Origin of the sequence: Paenibacillus sp. Soil522, assembly GCF_001428245.1 — a bacterium.
Lineage (GTDB): Bacteria > Bacillota > Bacilli > Paenibacillales > Paenibacillaceae > Pristimantibacillus.
On the sequence record NZ_LMRV01000066.1, the window covers coordinates 188952 to 209397 of the forward strand.

Annotated in this window: 12 protein-coding genes and 2 pseudogenes; 5 read left to right on the forward strand and 9 right to left on the reverse strand. The window is 50.9% G+C overall.

All coding sequences use genetic code 11. The features are described 5' to 3' along the window. Nucleotides 1-39: 39 nt before the first annotated feature. A pseudogene (locus ASG81_RS30155) lies at nucleotides 40-508 on the reverse strand (IS3 family transposase); the annotation flags it as partial. A gap of 226 nt (nucleotides 509-734) precedes the next feature. On the opposite strand from ASG81_RS30155, the gene ASG81_RS21935 reads away from it, so the two are divergent. After that, nucleotides 735-1583 (forward strand): AraC family transcriptional regulator, encoded by an 849-nt coding sequence (locus ASG81_RS21935; RefSeq protein WP_056639270.1) that lies wholly within the window; start codon nucleotides 735-737, stop codon nucleotides 1581-1583. A gap of 318 nt (nucleotides 1584-1901) precedes the next feature. Then, on the forward strand, nucleotides 1902-2222 hold the full coding sequence (locus ASG81_RS21940; protein ID WP_056639272.1) for a pectinesterase family protein: 321 nt from the start codon (nucleotides 1902-1904) through the stop codon (nucleotides 2220-2222). 379 nt (nucleotides 2223-2601) lie between these two features. On the opposite strand, the gene ASG81_RS21945 is transcribed toward ASG81_RS21940, so the two are convergent. Continuing rightward, nucleotides 2602-4176, reverse strand: a complete 1575-nt coding sequence (locus ASG81_RS21945; protein ID WP_056639274.1) for a glycoside hydrolase family 43 protein — start codon at nucleotides 4174-4176, stop codon at nucleotides 2602-2604. An 11-nt stretch (nucleotides 4177-4187) separates the two neighbouring features. Further along, on the reverse strand, nucleotides 4188-5300 hold the full coding sequence (locus tag ASG81_RS21950; protein WP_056639276.1) for a glycoside hydrolase family 88/105 protein: 1113 nt from the start codon (nucleotides 5298-5300) through the stop codon (nucleotides 4188-4190). Nucleotides 5301-5587: 287 nt separating this feature from the next. Here ASG81_RS21950 and ASG81_RS21955 point away from each other — a divergent pair. The 3 genes and pseudogenes from ASG81_RS21955 to ASG81_RS34110 all read left to right on the forward strand — a co-directional run bounded on the left by ASG81_RS21955 (nucleotide 5588) and on the right by ASG81_RS34110 (nucleotide 6663). Beyond that, nucleotides 5588-5974 (forward strand): annotated as a pseudogene (locus ASG81_RS21955) (pectinesterase family protein). Nucleotides 5975-5984: 10 nt separating this feature from the next. Beyond that, nucleotides 5985-6284 carry a hypothetical protein gene (locus tag ASG81_RS21960; protein ID WP_056639278.1) on the forward strand — a complete coding sequence of 100 codons (300 nt, stop codon included), beginning with the start codon at nucleotides 5985-5987 and terminating at the stop codon, nucleotides 6282-6284. Nucleotides 6285-6516: 232 nt separating this feature from the next. Then, nucleotides 6517-6663, forward strand: a complete 147-nt coding sequence (locus ASG81_RS34110; protein WP_442952940.1) for a helix-turn-helix domain-containing protein — start codon at nucleotides 6517-6519, stop codon at nucleotides 6661-6663. 40 nt (nucleotides 6664-6703) lie between these two features. Here the strand turns inward: ASG81_RS34110 and ASG81_RS21965 are convergent, their stop codons facing one another. From ASG81_RS21965 to ASG81_RS21985, 6 genes are all read right to left on the reverse strand, one after another. Continuing rightward, a complete protein-coding gene (locus tag ASG81_RS21965; protein WP_056639280.1) occupies nucleotides 6704-7753 on the reverse strand; it encodes an SGNH/GDSL hydrolase family protein in 1050 nt (349 codons plus the stop codon). Between the two features lie 136 nt (nucleotides 7754-7889). After that, the gene (locus ASG81_RS30160) at nucleotides 7890-14132 is read right to left on the reverse strand and encodes a pectinesterase family protein (RefSeq protein WP_081417500.1); all 6243 of its coding nucleotides are present in this window, start codon (nucleotides 14130-14132) and stop codon (nucleotides 7890-7892) included. 267 nt (nucleotides 14133-14399) lie between these two features. Further along, nucleotides 14400-15332, reverse strand: a complete 933-nt coding sequence (locus ASG81_RS21975) for a hypothetical protein (protein ID WP_442952944.1) — start codon at nucleotides 15330-15332, stop codon at nucleotides 14400-14402. Between the two features lie 6 nt (nucleotides 15333-15338). Next, nucleotides 15339-17489 (reverse strand): pectinesterase family protein, encoded by a 2151-nt coding sequence (locus ASG81_RS30165; protein ID WP_162255054.1) that lies wholly within the window; start codon nucleotides 17487-17489, stop codon nucleotides 15339-15341. Nucleotides 17490-17720: 231 nt separating this feature from the next. Beyond that, nucleotides 17721-17924, reverse strand: a complete 204-nt coding sequence (locus tag ASG81_RS31235) for a hypothetical protein (protein WP_155971766.1) — start codon at nucleotides 17922-17924, stop codon at nucleotides 17721-17723. A 170-nt stretch (nucleotides 17925-18094) separates the two neighbouring features. Continuing rightward, the gene (locus tag ASG81_RS21985; protein ID WP_056639284.1) at nucleotides 18095-20206 is read right to left on the reverse strand and encodes a GDSL-type esterase/lipase family protein; all 2112 of its coding nucleotides are present in this window, start codon (nucleotides 20204-20206) and stop codon (nucleotides 18095-18097) included. Nucleotides 20207-20446 lie beyond the last annotated feature (240 nt).

Sequence of the window (20446 nt, forward strand, 5' to 3'; positions counted from 1 at the left end):
AAGGCGCCATTTCGTTCGAAAATCGGACGGAATGGCGCCTTAATTTAAGATGTACATACAAATTTTAAAAACAGCAAGTTTTTCAGTGCCCTCGTACTGAACAGGAGTCATCTTTTTAGCCCCACTGATATCTGTAATGGTTGTAATAACAAATGTAGCGGTTAACTTCTCGTTGCACTTCGGTAAAAGTTGTACAGTTCTGGCTCTTAACATGATATTTCATATGACCAAAGAAGGACTCCTGAGGGGCATTGTCCCAGCAGTTCCCACGTCGTGACATTGACTGTCCAAGACCTTTCTTCTTCAATAGTTTCTAATAGATGGGGCTCGTGTAATGGCTGCCTTGATCGGAATGGATGAAGGCATCCTTATGGAGTTTCAAGCGCCTCTGTTTCGTTAACAATTCAATGATTTCTGTAGCTAGAGGCAAATGGAGAGAAACGGATAGGTTGTTGGCAAGAAGCTCCCCTGTGAAGGCGTCCAGAATGGTTGTACAGCTTGTCTTCCTTCTCTACCAATTTACCGTCGATGAAATTCATCCCTGCGTCTAAAGCCGCTTCCTGTTATTTCCCGATTATATAGACTCCGATGTAAACACGGTGTAAAGATTCGGCAATGTAAACGCTTGTAAAGAAGATGTAAAGAGTGGTCGCAACCTCTTGATAAACTCCCGTACGCGTGGTATAAAAATTCATACGGAATGCATTCGGACTTCCTGAAAGGAGAAATCGTTCATGAATGATCAATTCAGGCAGAAATACGTTATCGAGGACAGCAATATGTTTTCAATCCAATACATATCCCGCACAGGATTTTGCAGCATGAAACGTCCCCATGAGCATCCGTTCTTCGAACTATATTATTTGCTGAACGGGGAAAGGGTATATTTCTTGAACGGCAAAGTATTTACGGTCAAGAAGGGCGACTTGATGATTATCAAGCCTCATGATCTCCACTCCACCGCAAGCTCGGACAAATTGCGGTTTGAGAGAATATTGCTCAGCTTCTCTCCGGCTTTCGTCGAGCGGGGAAATCCGCACATCGGCGAATTGCTGAAGGGCGGGTGTTCCCGATTGATCAAAATCCCGTTGAAGGATCAGACGGAAATCGAGCGGTTGCTGCACCAGATGCTTGAGGAATGCGAGACTCAGGCGGACTACTATACTTCATTGGTCCGGTCGTTGATGAACGAGCTGTTGATCCGGATGTACCGCATCGAGCAATCGTTGCAAGGGCAAGAATCTCATGAGTACGAGCACCCGATGCACCAGAAGGTAACCGATATCGCGCAATATATCAACTCCAACTACGACCAGAAAATTACGCTGGAGCAGGTTGCCAAGCAATTTTATATCAGTCCCTCCTACCTTAGCCGTATTTTTACGAGACTGACGGGCTTTCACTTTCGGGAGTATTTGCAGGTAGTGAGAATAAAAGAAGCGCAGAAATTGCTTGTAAACAGTCGGAATTCCGTGCAGCTGATTTCCGAGCAAGCCGGTTTCGAGCATATCGCCCATTTTAATAAGACTTTCAAGAAGATCGTCGGCACGACGCCACTTCACTACCGTAAACGTCACGCGTAAATCCGTTAATGATTTTCTCTCCCTCGATATTGCAGATCTAGAATAAAGGGCTGAATATGATTTCAGCCCCTCCTCATCAAACATTCAAAAAATTATTGTTCCTAGTGCGCCTCTTCTCCATAATGCGACAGCCTTTTATTCGAAACGGGATTTAAAAGGAGAAAGTCGTGTCTCCGGCAAGCAAGCCGTATATCAGCTTCATTGGGGAAAGCCGCAAAAGAACTGTCATCACCTACGACGACAACGTCACCTATACGCAGAATGCGCCGACCCAAAGCTTTGAGATCCGGGGAGCAAATGTTACGCTGGAGAACATAAATGCAAAAGTCGGCGTTCCCGAACAAGGACACGAACGGTGTCAAAGGCGTTGCGCAGGCTCTTGCATTGTTTGTTGCAGCAGTCAAGTTCGTTTCAAAAAAAACGGACCTTTACGGATTCCAGGACACATTATTTGTAGCTTCCGTCCGGCAATACTTGGACGATTTGTATATTGAAGGAAAGATCGACTACAATTACGGCAACGGCAACACTTATATCGAAAATTCCGAATTGAAACATGTCGGAATGGCCGGAGGCTACACTACCACCGCATCTACCGATCAAAACACAAAACACGGATATGAAACCACAAGCTTGTAACGGTCACTGCTTCCGTTTTTGCCGACGACGGCATTTCGCAAGTGGACTCCGTCGTTCTGGCCGCGATTAAGAGCAACGAACCGGACAACGGCTTGGGAGACGGTGATCAACCGGATGATATTCAGGGAGCTGATTACGATACTTTCGACACTTTGTTCCAGCTTCGCGCTGAACGATCGGGCAGCTTCGAACGGATCTATACAATAACGTATACGCAGATCAAGCGGGCAACAAAGCTTCAGCTTCGGCAACCGTCTCGGTTCTGCATGATCAAGAAAAATAGAGTTCGGCCGGCCTCGGGTATGATGCCCGAGACCGGCCGATTTTTCTTCATCTGGGAGAATGTTCGACGATTCAGTTCGTTTGTTTCCGCAATAATTCACACTATCTGCGTAACGCGAAACCAGTCGCTATCCACATATCCGCAGGCAAGAGCGTCTTGAGGCCGCAAGGCAAACAAACCCACCTTCGCGCCGACCCAATGGCCCTTGGAAGCTTCAAACACCGTCTCACCGCACGGGGCAAACCCGCTGCCGTCCCCGATGCTATACTCAAAACGGCAGGAAGCTCCGCCGGTTACCGTTACGCGGAGCACGACTGTCCCTGCCGTCAAGCCAGTTGTCCAGACGACGGTTTCATCCGTCCCGTTGCCTTCCGCCCACAACAGTTCGAACCCGGAACCGTCTTCCTTCTTCTGGAGCGCGACATAAGCATAGTTGTATCCAAAAACGATCAAACCCGCCCGCTCCCCTGCCTGCAACGAAGTGCAGTCAAGAAGAGCTTCCGCCTGGAACGATTCCGCGGGAAACTTCTGCATCAGCAGATGCGGTGCGTGATATAAGTTTAGTGCATCGGCAGGAAGAGGTTGAGCGTACAATCGGAGATGGCTTTCCCCGTCTAATGAATACCAAGCAGGACTCGGGTTTGCCTGCCATTGCCATTGAAGTCCCAAGCTCGAGCCCCCGTCGAACTCGTCGGAGTCGGCCGGAGCTGCCACAGGATAATCTTTTCCGACGTTCGGCTTCGGATGACAAACAATCGGTTCCCCGATGCCGTCGCCATTGCGGTCAATGCCCATCAACGGCCAATCGTCCACCCAGCGGACAGGCTGCAAATGCAAGATTCGGCCGTATGCCCCTTTGTCTTGAAAGTGCAGAAACCAGGACTCTCCGGACTCCAATTCGACCCATCCGCCTTGGTGAGGTCCGTTGATCGCCGTATCGCCTTGATGCAACACGATTTTATCTTCATACGGTCCATAGATGGAGGAAGCGCGTAAAATCGTCTGCCAGCCCGTAGCGACCCCGCCGGCTGGCGCAAAAATATAGTAATACCCGTTTCGTTTGTACATCTTCGGACCTTCCAAGGTCGGATGATGTTCCGTTCCGTCGAAAATAATTTGTCCCTCGTCAAGAAGCTGCTTGCCGTCTGACGACATTTTGCAAAGTCTAAACTTGTGTTTAATGCCGGCCCGGCTGTTTGCGAAGGCGTGCACCAAATACGCTTGTCCGTCGTCGTCCCAGAAGGGGCAAGTGTCGATCAAGCCTTTGCCTTCTTTGACAAGGTGCAGCGGCTCCCATTCTCCGGCGGGATCGTCCGCCGTGCTCATAAAGATCCCGACGTCCGGATCCCCGTAATACATCCAAAACTTACCCGCGTGATAACGAAGAGCCGGCGCCCACACCCCGTTGCCGTGCTGCGGCTTGTCGTATCCGGGCATATCCATCCGCTGAATGACGTGGTTAATCAACGTCCAGTTAATCAAGTCCTTCGAATGAAGGATCGGCAAACCGGGTATGTGACTGAAGCTTGAGGCGGTCATATAGAAATCCTCTCCGACCCTGATCACATCCGGATCCGAGTAATCCGCATGAAGCACGGGATTGACGAAAGTGCCGTCCCCCTGATCGGAAATCCACGGCTTACACTTCAACGTTTCTGTTGTATTATGCATGCACAATTCACCTACTCTTCCTGTAATTTCTCCATCTCCAGGCAAGCCAGAAGGAACGGAGCTACGCCGATGTGGGAATCCGACACGATTTTCTCTCTGATATAATAGCCGTAAGTGCCGTCCCTGTCGGTACTTAATCCAGCCCCGTGGCATATCGAGTGGAGATGGACGCCGGAATTGTTCGCCTCGACAAACCGGTCGAGCAATCCTGCGAACGCCTTCTCTGCCACTTTCCTTGCAGGCTTTTCAAGATATTGCAGTCTCGCCCCCTTGGCAAGAGCGTATATGAACATGCTGGATCCGGAAGTCTCTAGATAATTTCCTTCCCGGAAGCCTTGATCCAAAACTTGAAACCACAAGCCGCTCACCTGCTCTTGAACTCGGGCCAGCGCGCCGCACATCCGTTCAAAAATTCCGATGATCGTGCCGCGCTTCGGATGATCTGCCGGTAAATGCTCAAGGCTGTCCACCAAAGCCATCGCATACCATCCCATTGCCCGGCTCCAGAAATTTTGGGAGCAACCCGTTTTCGGATTGGCCCAGTTTTGCTCGACCGCTTCATCCCAGCCGTGATAGAGCAGGCCTGTCCTCGAGTCGCGAGTTTTCCGTTCCACCAACAACAGTTGAAGGGCAACCTCGTCGAACAAATCCGGCCGATTAAATGTTTTCGCATATTGGGCCAGGAAAGGAGAAGACATGTACAGTCCGTCCAACCACATCTGGAAAGGGTAAATCTTCTTATGCCAAAAACCGCCCTCCGTGGTTCTGGGCTGTCCGATCAGCTGCACGGCAAGCGTGTGCGCGGCTTGCTCGTAACGGGAATCTCCCGTTCGCTCGATGAGCTTGAACAAGTTTTTTCCCTGGTTGATCTGATCGAGATTGTACTCTTCCACTCTGTATCCCCGAATGGAGCCATCCTCTTTCACAAACAAATCCATATGCCGCTTCATGAACTCATAATAGGAATCCAATTCGTAATATTCGCCCGTACGGGCGATCGCCATCAGCATCATTCCCGGCACATATGCCCACCGCTTCTCGATTTCCGGATGCAAGCTGTCGCTTCCGGCCTGAGAGACTATTGTATCCGCCGTTCGGATCGACCATCGCGTTTCATGCTTCATTCTTTATCACCTCTAATTGACATTATAAAAAAATGGCTGAACTTATTTTTCAGGTTTTATGCTCATTTCCCTTCATTTTTTGCTTTTAATGCTCTTTTCCCGGTACAGCCATGTTCATCCCTGTTCACTCCGGCTGAAAATTACTTATTTGTTCTGCTTGGCAAAACAAATGGGCAAGAAAAGCAAAGAATTGACTGTTTTCGACAGTTGAGTCGGTAGTTTTTGCCCTTCGAAATTATTAATATATAGATTGAAGCAGTTAAAAAGGAAAAGGAGAGTGTGAACAGTTGATAATTACAGTTGATCAGAGCGGACGAGGGGATTACAGTACTGTGCAAGCGGCCGTCGATGCGGTACCTGAGTTTCACGACACGCCTGTTATCATTGAGATTGGAAAAGGCGTATATCGCGAAAAAATATACGGTCCGTAAAATAAGGCGTCCATTCAAATGATCGGAGAAGGCGCAGACGCGACGGTGCTCGTCTACTCCGACAACGCCCATACACTCGGGCCGGACGGGCAGCCGCTCGGCACGTTTCGCAGTGGAAGCTTTTATGTATACGCAGACGATTTCAGCGCGGAGCGGCTTACCATCCGGAACGACTCAGGACCGCGAACCGGTCAAGCGGTAGCCGCGTTCATCGATCGGACCGGATTGCTTGAAAGGCAATGAAACGTAATACGTGCTGCGCGAAATATTCAGTGGGACGGTACTTGCTGCAAAAAACATGAAAAGTGGAGCGGCTACAGAATCACAAACATTAATAAAACCGATTATTGAACTCGGGTTTCCCATTGTCGGCATCGTGAGCGATGGTCAGCATTTGATCCTCTTGGCATTCGAAGAGCTGTTACCGAACGTTCCATATCAGTACTGCCAGTATCACTACTTGAAGGATATTGCGAAGCCGATTGTGGATGCGGACCGCAAACTCAAGACAGAACTAAAGAAGAGTATGCAAGCGTGGAATTCGAGACATTGAGCGAAATTAGAGCAAGCGGAAAGCCGTACTTGGGCTACCGGGAACGAATCCGAACCTGAGCAAGTCACTGCGGAAATGAACGAAGGCCGCAAAGCCAAGAAATATATCGCGGAGCCCCCGAATAACCGGCTCCACGAATTTCTTAAAACTAACTATACTCCCGCTCCGCGTCCAAGCATATGTAGACATTCCATTTTCACATGGAGAATGTAGTTTGTTCTCTGGTATGTAAATGTCCGTCAGCCCGCCACAGACCAAAAACGTCGGATTCGAAAATATCGCCCACTTCACTAAAACATTTAAGAAAATTACCGGTGTTACACCTAGCCCCGCTATCGGAAGCAGCAAAACGCTCACGACTAGAATAAAAATGTGGTGAAAGTCGTTAACAATACTATTAATAGGATCGGAGTGCCATTCTAGTCATTTCTGTAACCCTGTATTCGGCGAGCCAATCGTAGAGAAATATCAAACATACCTTCCGTGGAAGGATGGAGCAGATCCACACTTAACCCTCTCCAATCCGAAAGCAGCTCTCGACCGGAAAGATACACCAGTCGAGGCCGATTCAGCTCTCTCACCTTCTGTTGCAAAACTTCGCGGTATTGCCGAACGATCGCCTCTTCAAACAAGTCACGGTGGCAGGTGAAAATATCGATACAGAACACCCATTTGTCTGGATGGCTGTCGGACACGCGTCGAAGGAAATATTCCGCCTTTTGTCCGAATTGATCAACCGGCATGAAACCGATGACATTGATCCCGAGTTCCACGGATGCAAACGCCCAATCATTCCTTTCTGCGATATAATCAGCCATTGCCTCTTCGAGATAACAACTACCGGAAAAGCCCAGGTTGATTAAGTCAACGCCCAGCCTGTCAGCGGTTCTTGACGCGTACCCTCCGGAGGGTACCGCGGCGTCCCCTCCGGAGGGTACCGCGGCGTCCCCTCCGAACGTAATCGAAGATCCGTAAGCTAAATAACGTTCCTTCGGGGCCTGATCCGGACGGGGAGGACTGATCTCCCCCTCGGTACGCAATAGGCGAATCGTGCTGTCTTGGGGCAGCAAGACTCTAACTACGGAAGGGTCAAATGGGAACTGCCCCGCTTGGTACTGCTCCTGGAGAAACTTATGGTGCTTCTGGTTTCGCTTCACTTTAAGACATGTAACTCCAGGACGAACGATCTGCGGCGTGGTTTCATAATCACTTTGGAAGGAACCTTGAAACACCTCGACAATCCCCTTGGGGGGTATACCATCCCCTGGTTCCAACATCCATTCAATTACCGCCTCTTCTCCATGCAGAAGAAAACGAAGCTCAACGCCAGCCCCGTTTAATGCCCGCTTCTGCGCCTTTTCATTTAGCAAGAGACGAAGCGCATTAGGCACTCGCGAGAGCAGAACACCGTTTCCGTCATCCGTTAGAAGCTCCGCCACATTGTGGAGACTAACATTTCCATAAATCATTCGTGCTTCCCTCCTGTAACAGTGCAAAACCGTATCATTTCTTGCGTTCTGCCGTGCCCTCAAAATCAAAGCCCGGCGTACAGCCGGGCTTTATACAATTCTTCCATATTGGAATCCTCGATCGCTCTACGTTCTCTTATTGTTTGGATAATAAATACTGGGCATCCCGAACCAAGTAGCCTGCGGCCTGACTTGAAATCTGTTTGCCGCTTTCCGCCTTCACAAAGTTTACAAAAGCTTCTAACTCATTCGCTTTCAACATGCTTTGCAAGCTAGCGGCTATACCTGCATTATCGATCCATCTGACATTCGTAAAGTGGGTGACCAAGGCCTGCATGGATTGGATACTTGTTGTAGTGTGGAACAAGACGGATCGGCTGCTCGTATTCCCTGCCAGGTCGCTCGACGTTACCATAAACGTGTGCGTGCCAAGCGGCAGCGTAAACAGCTGAATTGTCTCTCCCTGTTGTATGCCATACGTATCCAACGTGAACGTCTTCTTGCTGCCATCAACTCCGGACCAGTTATCGCTGAGCGTAATAATCGGCGTAATATCCATGGAATCGCTGTACGTGCCGTACACCACTCCTGATACCGTAATGGTCGGTGCGGTCTTATCGAGATTGAAGCCAATCGTTTTCGTCGTTTCCACATTGCCCGCATTGTCCGTCGAGCGGTAGCTGACGGTATATTTGCCGTCTTTATCGATCGTTAACGCTGACAGATATGGCTGCCAGGTCGCTCCGTCATCCAAACTGTACTCCGATTTCGCCGCGCCCGACAAATTGTCAGATACAGACAAGCTTACCGTTACATCTGACGTATACCAGCCGCTGCTGCCGTTAGGCGCCGCCGGACTTACAGTTGCGGTTGTAACGGGAGCCGTCCTGTCGATATTTGCTGTCGCAGTATGAACGGATCCGGCAGTCCCTGCGCTGTTCTTGGAACGGTAGCTGACCGTAAAAGCGCCTTCCTGATCCAAAGCGATCGGCTTTGTATAAGAATGCCAGGAAACCTCATCGTTCAGTTTGTATTCCGCACTGCCGTAAGTCGATAACGTGACGGTAACCGGCACCGTATACCAGCCGTTCCCATTCGGCACGGCGGAATCCACGGATGCCGCAATCTTATAGATCAAACCGTTCAGTGCCGACTTCAGGCTGTCGGCAGCCGCATCAACTTCACTTTGGGTTGCTTTGGCGTTCGCGGCAACCGATTTCGCACTCGTTAACGCCGTTTGGAACGCTGCATAGCTGTCGTCGGTGAAATAATCGGCAACAACTGCGTCCGCTTGATCCAGCAATTCCGTAAGCAGCGTGCGGTCGGCCGTCGGCGCGCCCGGAATGACAGCGTCTTCGGACGGATCCCACCCGTCGCTGCCTTTCAGTACTTGCTGCAGCGTATAAGCGTTCGCTTCCTCCGGCGTCAGCTGCTTCTGCCAATTGACGCGGTGTGCAGGATCGTTGCCGGGGCCGCTCGTATTGTATTCCGCATACCGCGCGGTAAGCTCGTTGTCCGGGTTGCCCCAGTTGTGCCAGCCTGGCCCGGCCAGGAAAGCATCCATCCAGCTGTCCAGGAACACAACGTTCGCATATGCCCGCCACGGACGGCCCAAGTAGCCGGATGTTATGCCCTCATCGGCCGTTATTTTCGCGCCCACGAATACGTAACCGTAAGGATTGTTCTGATCTGTGTTGGCCGCGGTTATATAACCGCCTCTCCGCTTGCTGTGCAGATGGTTGTTTTCGAAAAACGCGGTCGCCGGTCCGTAAATGAAGTCGACGTCGCCTTCGATATAGCATTCTTTGAAATACATCCTGCCCGCAATGAAGATCGTATCCTGGAAGCCGAGGAAACGGACATTTTTGAATACACTGCGGTCCCCGGTCAGATAACCGGCGAGCGCCTGACCGGTGCCTTGACCGGAGTCGTTCTGGAAGGTCATATTTTCGGCCGAAAAATCGTTGCCTTGCACGACAGCCGTGACCGTTTCGAGCGTACTCATCGGCGTACCGTCAGGATGCTTGGAACCTACGTTAAGATGGTAGACGAGAATCGTGCCGGTTGCGCTTTCGCCGATAAAGCTTACATACGGCTTGTTTGCCGGTACGACGATTTGCTCCCGATAGACGCCGTTGCGAATGTAGATAACGGTCCTTTTGGTGTTATTGGCCGGAATCGCATTAATCGCAGCCTGAATCGTCGTGAAGTCTCCGGTCCCGTCCTTGGCTACGACGATGGTATGCGCCGGTACGGCTGCCGCCGGATACGAGCCGATGCTTTCCCCTTTCGCATTTAAGGAGGTAACCGAATAGTAATACTTCGTCCCGTTGGTCACCCCGTTGTCGGTATAAGCCGTTCCGGCGACGTTCGCCGCGATCGTTTCGAATGACCCGTTCAACGCCGCGCTTCTTTTCACGTTGTACGAAAGCGCTCCGTCGGAAGCCGTCCAGCTGATGCGCACTTGCGAATTCCCTGCTTCGAGGTTAACCGCCGGAGCGGCCGGTGTACCGTTCGCAGGAGCCGGAATGACCCGAACCTGCGGCGAGTTGCTGCTGATCGTGCCGCCCCCATTGGCCGACACGACATAATAGTAAGCGGTCCCGTTCGTCAAGCTGGTATCGGTGTATGCCGTTCCGCTCAGCCCGGTCGCGACAGGCGTATAAGGACCGCCGCTGACCGTGCTGCGCTTGACGGTATACGATTCGGCCGAGGCAACCGGCTGCCATGTGATGGTTGCTTGCCCGTCACCGGCTGCCGCTTGCAGACCGGATGGGGACTGGAGCGGTGCGACCGGCGTTGCGGCCATTTCCTGCGAAGGCACGCTTTCCCCGGCAATGTTCACGGCGGTTACGACATAGTAGTACGTTTGTCCGTTTGCCAGACCGTTGTCGGTGTACGCATTGCCGGTCATATTCGTTTTCACGTTCGTATATGGTCCTCCGGAAACGGTGGAGCGCTTCAGCGTGTATGAGGTCGCTCCTTCTACCGCTGCCCATTCCAGCGATACTTGAGCATTTCGCGGAACCGAGCTCAAGGAGGCAGGCGCCGCCGGTTTATCCGGCAGCAAGATCGGCGTCGCAGCGATTTGGTTTGAGTTTCCGCTTTCGCCGACTGGATTGTTGGCCGTCACGACATAGTAGTAGGTCGTATCGTTCGTCAAGCCGCTGTCGATGTAGGTCGTTTCGGCGATATCTCGCGCGATTGGCGTGTAAGGGCCTCCGTCGGTCAAGCTCCTTTTTACGTTATAGGAAGTCGCTCCACTCGCGGCATTCCATCTCAACTGGACCTGTTCGTTGCCGATCGTTGCGGCGAGTCCGCGAGGAGCGGGCGCAGGCTGGAGGTAAACTTTCACATTATCCCAAAAGTGATTCCCCCTCCCAGTTCCCGGTGTAAAGGAATGAATCGCTGCGATTGAAGCAACCCTTGTGCTGTAAAATGGAATTTTAGCCATAAACTCATTGTTGATATATACGTCGGCTGTCTTGCCCGACACATCGAGATCGATTTGGAACCGGTACCACTTCTTTGCCGTTAATGGCGTTGAGTTTGGGAGCGTCAGATTTCCGCTGGCCGAGCGGTACTGTATCCCGGTTGAGGCGACCAGAAGCTCAACCGCCACATTTCCTGCCGGTTTGTCAAGAATGACGATAGGCCTGGCGGTACCGGCGATTAGCGGCTGCATAAAGTCCACTTCCACCGTAACCAGTCCCGTTTGCGGTTCGAACGATCTTGTCAGTTTGGTGTTGATATTCCCTTGATCGTAAAGCTGTATAACCTTCTGGGACGTGTTGCCCGTTGTGCCTTCCGGAATGGCATCAATCTTGACCCAGTTCGTGCTTGTAGGGGGATCCGGCACAACTTGGTAACCGGCAGGCTGGTCACCAATGTTCTGATCCTCAAGGCTTTCATCTAAAATGGAAATGATGGCAGTTCCGGTCGCCGTTGCGCTAACTTCGCCCGAATTGGGTCCTTCGCCGGTGCCGTTCATTGCACTGACCACGTAATAATAAGTTGTTCCGACAGTAACCGTGCTGTCTGTGAAGGACGTGTTCTGATTAGTCTCTGCAATAACGCTATAAGGTCCCCCCTGTATCGAGGAACGCTTGACCAGATAACCCGTCGCGCCGCTGACCGGGCTCCAGGTTAACCCTACCGAGGCGCCTCCTGTCGCCTTCAATCCCGTAGGAGCCGCCGGAAAGGGCGTTAGCTGCTGCAGACGGACATTGGAAAAATGGCTGGCATTATAGTTATTGATGTCATTGTTTGTTTTTGCCGCGTCGAGCGCCAGTCCGTAATAAACCGTTTCCGGCAGCTGTTCGAACGTTTGCGAACCGACAGGTGTCCACAACTGGCCGTCCTGCGAAAGAAGCGCATCAATTCGGTTATCGATACGTACCAGCTTTACCCATCCCGGCGCCGCAAAGCCGTCAACCTGCTGTTCTGTCATAACGGCCCCTTGCGCCGTTCGCGCAAGAAACCTTCCAGCCGTACCCAATTTGACGAAAGAAGCTGTCATAGCTGCCGCCGGCGAATCCGGAGACAACGACGCACGAATCATAACCCCGGCCTGCGTACCGTCCGTAATCGGGCTGACATCATCCACGCGCGCTATGATTTCTCCGTTACCTTGGAGCGGCTGGTACAAATAAGAGAAACTGTCTGCCGAACCACCAATGAGACCCGCGCTTTTGACAGTGAAAACGCCGTCTTTCAGCGAAGCTGTCCCCGGAATGCCCACTGTACCGATATCATTCAGAACCCAAGGGGAGACACTGCCCTGATCGTTCACATGAACAGGTACGGCCGTTGAGCTCGTTGCGGTCCCCGTATTGTCAATGGTCCGGGCAGTTAAATAATAGGTTCCCTCGGGTGCATTGTTCCAAACGAAGGAATGGGGCGCCGCACTCGTTTCCCCGATTTTTACATCATTAGCGTAATACTCTACCTTGGCTACACTGCCGTCCGGATCGGATGCTGCAGCCTGAATTGCGATTTGGCTTCCGGTTTCGATCAGCGCGTGAGGTGCGGGACCTGTAACGCTGACCAGCGGATTTTTCGAGCCGCTTCCCGATATGGAGTTCAAATAATGCTCCAGGTTGGTGTAACCGTCGGCACCAACGATTTTTCCATCCCCCGCATCGATAGGGTTAAGGCCTCTCGCCAGCTCCCAGCTGTCCGGCATTCCGTCATGATCCGTATCGTCCGGGGCAGCAGCAGAAGCATAATCAAGGATTCCCCCGACCTCCTTTGGCGAATTGAGAATACGGCCTGTCCGGTTGACGACGTCGTTCACTACGCGGGCGTCAAAAGAATCCCGTATTGGAAGTGACGCTCCCGCAACGGCAAGAACAGCCTGATAAGCATCTTCTGCGGATTGCATCGTCACCTGCTCGGCAAACGGAACCGGACTGCTCAGCTTCACCCCATCGGGAACGTTGCTAACCCCGCTCCAGTTATCTGCTGTGACTTCCGGAGAACCGTCCATGTAGTTGCCGTCCAGATAGAACTTGCTAGTGGCGGGAGGCGGGTCCATGATCAGATTGCGGGTAAATCCGTATCTCGTATCCGGACCGAATTTATAGTAGTTGTTTACCATATTGACCGAAGCGTTCTCCCCGCCATAAACGGATTTGAAGCCCCAGTTGTAAATCACGTTGTTGCGAAAATCCACTGTCTGGCCTACATCCGCGGCAAAACGCGGGTTACGGCTGGAGTGATGGGCGATCAGATTATGATGGAACGTGGCGTTTTCCCCGCCGAAGATCCCGCCGTATCCGTGATTTCCTTTCGCGTGGGTTGAGTGCAGCATGCTCTCGGAGATGATGGACCATTGAACGGTGGTGTTTTTATTTTGGTATGGCGATAACGTTTCATCGACGGAATAGCTGAATGAACAGTGATCGATGATGAAATTTTGGTGTCCGCGCACTCCGAAAGCATCAGCCTCGCTGGGGTGCTTGTCGCCGACGCGGAACCGCATATAGCGGATGATTACATTATCCGCGCTAAGGGTCGTTTGGTAATCGGCGACCGTAATGCCGTCTCCCGGGGCGGTTTGACCGGCGATCGTCAAGTTCGAGCCGGCGATTCTGAGCGACGATAGTAGATGAATCGTTCCGGACACCTGGAAAACGACGGTCCGATTCCCGGCGCTGACCGCATCACGCAGCGAACCGGGGCCCGAATCATTCAGATTGGTCACCTCATAGACATCTCCACCACGACCTCCCGTCGTGTAAATCCCACCGCCTTCGGCACCCGGAAAAGCGGGAATCCGTTCGGCGGTTACGGTTTCAGCCGAAGCGGCCGCAGGGCCGAACGGCAGCATCGCGCAGCATAACAAAGCGCATAGCATTTTAGATAATTTTCCTCGCATTAAAATGCCTCCACTTATAAGATCGATTTGTGTTACGATTGCATTTCCTCACTACTGATGAGTTCTAATTTGATAGCGCATCACATAATTCCTCATCACCCTCCTTGCCGACTGCAAACAAGATCGATCACTTGCCTAATGAAATTGTAAGCGATATCAAATAGCATTCCTATTAGCGTACTTGTCTTTTCTTCTCCATAACTATTCTTTTCTTGCTTTTTGGAAGGTTGTTTATAAACCGCCTGTTCGCCGAACAAAAGTAAATAACTAGCGTTTTACTTGTTTGTTTGATCGCGGGGGGACGGTTACAGTTACCGAGACCGTCGTCTTATTCCCCACTTTATCGGTTGCGTTGTATGTGATCGTGTAAACGCGTCCGGAACCAGTACCCGCTCGTTCTGCGCGCAGCATAAATGAAGTATCCGGACTACCGTACTGCGCTCCTTGTATATCATTCGGCTGATCTCCGTAGCCCAAGCCGTCGTCCGGTTCGTTGCTCGTTATGGAGGCCAGCACGACCGAATCGATCCCCGACATGCCATCGTCCGCATAGATGCTGGCATTTACGGTTTCCAACTGATGGTTCACCGGCAAGAGCGTTGTCTTGTCAAGAACGATACGAAGGGTCGGCGCCGTCTTGTCAATGTTGTTTACTGGTGCTGAAACCGTTCCTGTATTTCCCGCCCTATCCATGAATTCAAACGTAAAGCTGCCATTCTGACTGAACGTATAGCTGGAAGTCCCATTGTTATTGATTATCGTCACTTGCTCATTCGGCTCGATCGTGGCTATAACATCCTGATTAGTCATCGCCGTGGTGCTGTATACCACCTTGGCTGTCGGAGCTGCGGTATCTATGGCTAATGTTCGATAAGCCCATTCCGACCAAGCCCCCCGGGTATCCATCGTCCGAACTCGGATGCTCCAGAGCTCGTTATCCTGCATGGCGGGAGCTTTATAGGACGTCTCGGTACCGGCCACCTCCCCGGTATCAGAAGCGGTCGTCTGCCAATTGTCCGTCGATCCTTGCACCTGATAAGCATGCTGTGCGTCGCCGGCATCCGCATCACTGAAGCTCCACGTGAACGTGAATGTCGGAGTGTTTACATTTAAATATTGCCCGTCCGTATAGGATGTCAGGGTTGTAACCGGAGGCGTATTCGGAATTGCGTCTGTTAACGGAATGATGCCTGTGCGCAGCGGGTTTCAGTTGTCAGTCCCTTTCATTACGTTTTGTACCGTGTACTGACTTGCTTCCTCCGGTGTTAGCTGTTTCGACCAGCCTGCACGCGCTTTCGGATTCGCACCCGGTCCCCGGCTGTTATACTCAAAGTATCTGGCCGTTTTCTCCTTGGTCGAATCACCCCAGTTATTCCAGCCGTAAGGGGCGATCGACGAGTCGATCATCGTGTCGATGAAGGTTACTGCAGCGTACGGACGCCACGGTCTTCCGAAGTAGACGTTCTTGACCCCCGGATTGGAGGTGATCTTCGAATTTACAAAGACATACCCGTAGGTTGTAGTCTCCGGCGTACTTGCCGCGGTTATATAACCGCCGTTCAGGCGATTGTTGTGCAGCTCATTGTTTTCGAAGAACGCGGTCGCCGGACCATAAATATAATCGACGTCGCCTTCGATATAGCAGTCTTTGAAATACTGCCGTCTCTCAATGTAGATCGTATCCTGGAAGCCGAGGAAACGGACATTTTTGTATACACCGCGGTCCCCGCTTAGAAAACCGGCGAGCGCCTGACCGGTGCCTTGACCGGAGTCGTTCTGGATGGTCATGTTTTCGGCCGAAAAATCTTTGCCTTGCACGACGGCCGTGACCGTTTCGAGGGTACTATACGGCGTACCGTCAGGTTTCTTCGAATTCACGTTTAGATTGTAGACGAGAATCGTGCCGGTTGCGCTTTCGCCGACAAGGCTAACATACGGCTTGTTTGCCGGTACGACAATTTGCTCTCGATAGACGCCGTTGCGAATATAGATAACGGTCCTTTTGGTGTTATTGGCCGGAATCGCATTAATCGCAGCCTGAATCGTTGTAAAATCACCCGTTCCATCATTCGCGACGACCAAAACATCCGCCGGGGTGACAGCGATCGGTTCAGAATGATAGCTTTCTCCAAGGGCGTTTACCGCTGATATTACATAATCGTAGGTTACGCCATTTACAATTCCTGTCGAGCCGCCGGCTGAAATCTTGTCGAAATCCGGAGCCCATACGCCGGCAGCGTTGGTATAAAACTTGATGGTATTGCTCCCCGCATTCAAGGATACATTCACCGTAATCGTGTCGACCGTGTTTCCCGTAGATGGAAAACTTACACTCGTGGCAGCGCCTCCGTTAACGCTCAATAATGCGGTCCTGGCGGTCGAATCCCCGTTCAAATAATAGATGGTCATCGATTGTGTTCCGGTAGTGCCTGTATTGACGCCGTTAAATTGCAGCGTTCCGGAATTGTTGCCTACATTAACTACTTTATTGCCGCCTGAACAAGCTGAGCAAGCGACTATGGACGCGCCGCCCGCAAGCGTGTTGCCCGCAGCTTCGGCTTCTGCCTCCCACGCCGGCGGTCCAGCCGGTACCTCCGCGTCCTGATAGCTTGTACCGGGAATACCAGTCGCAATCGTCTCGTATTGACCACTGCCGAATGCACCACGTTTGACGGTATACGATACCGCCCCGCTAACCTCTCGCCAGGTCAATATGACCTGGGCATCGCCGGCCACAGCTTGAACGCCCTCCGGAATCCCAGGTGCTCCGCTCGGCGCAGGGACTACCTGAACGGATGCGGAATTGGCGCTTGCAGTCGTCGGGCTTGCGGCCGATACGACATAGTAATACCTGGTGCCGTTGCTTACCGTTGAATCTGTATATTGGAGATCTGTTACACCCGAAACAACCGTCTCATAGTTTTGGCCATTATCCGTACTGCGTTTTACATTATATGATTCTGCTCCGGCGACCGGGTTCCAACGGATCGTCGCCCGACCGTCGCCGCTTATGGCCGTCAAACCGGTTGGTGCGTCGAGCGGCGCCATCGGTACAACGGCGGCATCGGCAGAAGGCGCGCTTTCCCCTCCAACACTGACGGATGTGACCTTATAATAGTATCTAGTACCGTTGTCCAGTCCGAAATCACGATACTTGGTGTCCATTACGTCGGCAATTTTGGAGTAGGCTCCTGCAGGATCGGTGCTCCGGTAAAGCCCATATGCGATGACCGGATACCCTTCAACCGGCGGATTCCAGGTCAGATCTGCTTGGCTGTTTCTGGGCTTTGCCATCAGATTGGTCGGTACGCCGGACAGACTCGGAATATCTTCGGCAAACGCTACACTTGAAGCCATGGGGCTTCCGATCTGAATCCATGAAAGCAATAACAGCAAACATACAATAGCCGAAATACTTTTTCTTATAAACTCCTCCAAATTCTTCGTCATGATTGAATACAAAAAATAGTTGTGCTCTACAAAATTTCAACCATTTTTCGCCGCATGCACCTCCTTTGTAATCGCTTTTATTTATAATGAGACTTTTGACGGGGCAACCCGAATTTAACGTTGCGTAACCGGGATTGATTACAAATCAGCGGACGAGAGGCTTCCTTTATTCTCGAAACCAGGCGAGGTGCGATTTGCGCGGTATCCACCAACTGCTGCCAGGACACCAAACAAATTAACTGCCTGACTCTCATTGCCTGCAGCAGTCGCAATAATAACCGCCAACCACCGCCTCGCCCGGCGTTCCGTAATTGATTTTTCCCGCTTGCGTATTGACGTCAACTATACCGTTTAATCCTGCAGCAAGCGGAAAAGCGCTGTCCTGAATGACAACCGAGGTTTGGCCGCGATATTACCAAAGTCTCCTTCATTCGCCTTACTGAGGCGCTTTTAATTTTTCGCCTTTGGTCTGCAATTCAAGATCCTAAGATCTCAATCATGTTTAAACATACCTATTTTAGAAAAGAGACATCGTTTTCAACATTTACAGCCTGTTGGAGAACCCACATGAAGTACAGGGCTTTAGCAGCTTTTTCTCGGGTTACTGTCACTTTCGGTTCAAACTCTGTACCGTTAACCACTTGTCCCCTGCCAATTCCTTTTTCGGATCGGATAAGGCCCAGTTCATAGGCTTCCTTTACCTTAGAAACTAAGTGAGGTGCGATTTGCGCGGTATCCACCATCTGCTGCCAGGAAACCAGAGGATAATACATCACGCCTCTGGCACCGGGATCCAGATACGGATCATAATCCGGGTCACCGGGTACCACAGCTGTTCCGTTATAATCGGTCATGTACTTGGGCTTACTGGTGAACTTCGCATGATACGCGTCAACCAGAATAGCGCCCATTATTTCCCTGGAAAGCTCCCCATTCGGGTAGCCGGCGAATGTCGATTTTTCCAAATTCATCAGCTTGGAAATACATCGAATGAAATCGCCAACGGTCATCTCCTCATCCGGATTAAAGTTGCCGTTAGGATCCTTGCTCATTACTCCCAGCTGAATCAACTTCTCAATCTGATTGCGGTAATAAGCGCCTTCACCGATCGTTGTATCGTCAGCCATTTCGGGGAAAATGCTCGACCAGACTCCTGTTAAGGCTGCAAGTTTTACCTCATCTTTCATATAAGAGACAATCGCAGCAGCTGTGGAGTCGCCGGCTTTTCCCTTTTTCACGAGTTCGGTCACAATGATCCGCGCGAATTGTTTGGCCAAAGCTTCTTTATAATGAGTCCCGTCAACCTTATTCGCCGGATGACCATTGGCGTAACTTCCGTTGCTCGTCTTTCCAGGCGTTTCTCCCGCTTCAATAGACATGTAGACGGCTGTCGTCGCTTCCACGCCGATCTCGTTATAATACTTTATACTCTCCGCATTAAGATCGATAAGCGTAACTCCTACTTCTTCCGCCGACCTTTTCATAATATCGGGGAACATTCGGTTTTTAAAAGAGTTGGTATAAATATATCCGGGAGCTGCATCCCCTTTAACCCTGGACATCGGTGTTACAAAGACAGGGATCATGCCCTGGGCCCGGATTGCAGGCAGGTATACTTCTTTTATATAGGTTTCATACATCGCTTCTGTCGACCCTCTGCCATAACGCCTGAACTCATCAGTGCTCTCATCATTGTGTCCGAACTGAATGAACACATAGTCCCCGATTCTGCCGCTCATTAGAATATCATTCAGCCGTCCCTCCGTGTAAGCACTCTTGAACGAACGTCCACCCATAGAATAGTTAATCACATTCACTTTGCGCAGATTAAACATGGAGTCGATGATTTGGCCCCAGCCGCTCATCGGCGTTTCATCGAAGGTGTAGGATTTGACCGTTGAATCCCCGAGTAGAAATATGGTCGGAAGACTTCCGTCCTCTCGCTGCTGCGGCGGGATAGGCTGCAGGATAATTTCTTCAATACCGACGGGAGTATTGATTTTGTTCGGTTCAATTTCAATATCGAGATAGTCCCGTCCGTTTACATACTTATAGGTCCACTCCTTGCCGCGCGCTGCTGCGGTATACTTTATGGGCACCAACTTAGCTGCATCCCAGAACCCGCCTTTCAGCAGACGGCTGGTCTGCATGCCCGACACCGATACCGTTGTGTCCGCAGCGTCGGACGTGGTTTTCACATATACGCTATAAGCACCGGGAGGGACCGCAATACGGAATGCCATGCCATAATTATTATAGTTATCTTTCTCATATTTCGGTTCTGCATAGAAACTAGGCTCCGTTATGAAAAATCCTGTACCATCCGAAGTAATGGAAGCCGTATGAACTTCCCTGGGCGGCATAGCGCTCGTCTCATAAACAAAACCGTATCCTACAGTGGAGTTATACAGCGGTGCACCGTTATTCACATCATAGGTGACAGATTGATACCCGGGTTTTTCTTGGTTAGTAAAGTTGAATTTGTAGGGACTTTCCATCGAAGTAAGAGTACTTCCCTCTGCATTACCAGTCATGGCTGCTGCCGCTTCTGTTCTGCTTAAGCATGGAGTCAGGACCGCCACTAGAAGAAGAGACGACAGAGCCACATTCCAGAACTTTCTCACCGACTACACTCCCTTTCACGGATCGAATCGAAGTTTATATAACATATAAAACAAAGTACAAAAGTCGATTCCACTCCTTCCCATTCCGTAACTTCTTATTTTGAAAGCGTATACAGACGAGCTGCTTTTTTATTTTACTTTCTCTTTTATCCAATTCAAATGCTCATTTCATTCTTTTTTTTAACCATTTGTAATAATCGTGTTATTAAAGGAAGCTTTTTTGATAGAATAACGGCAAAC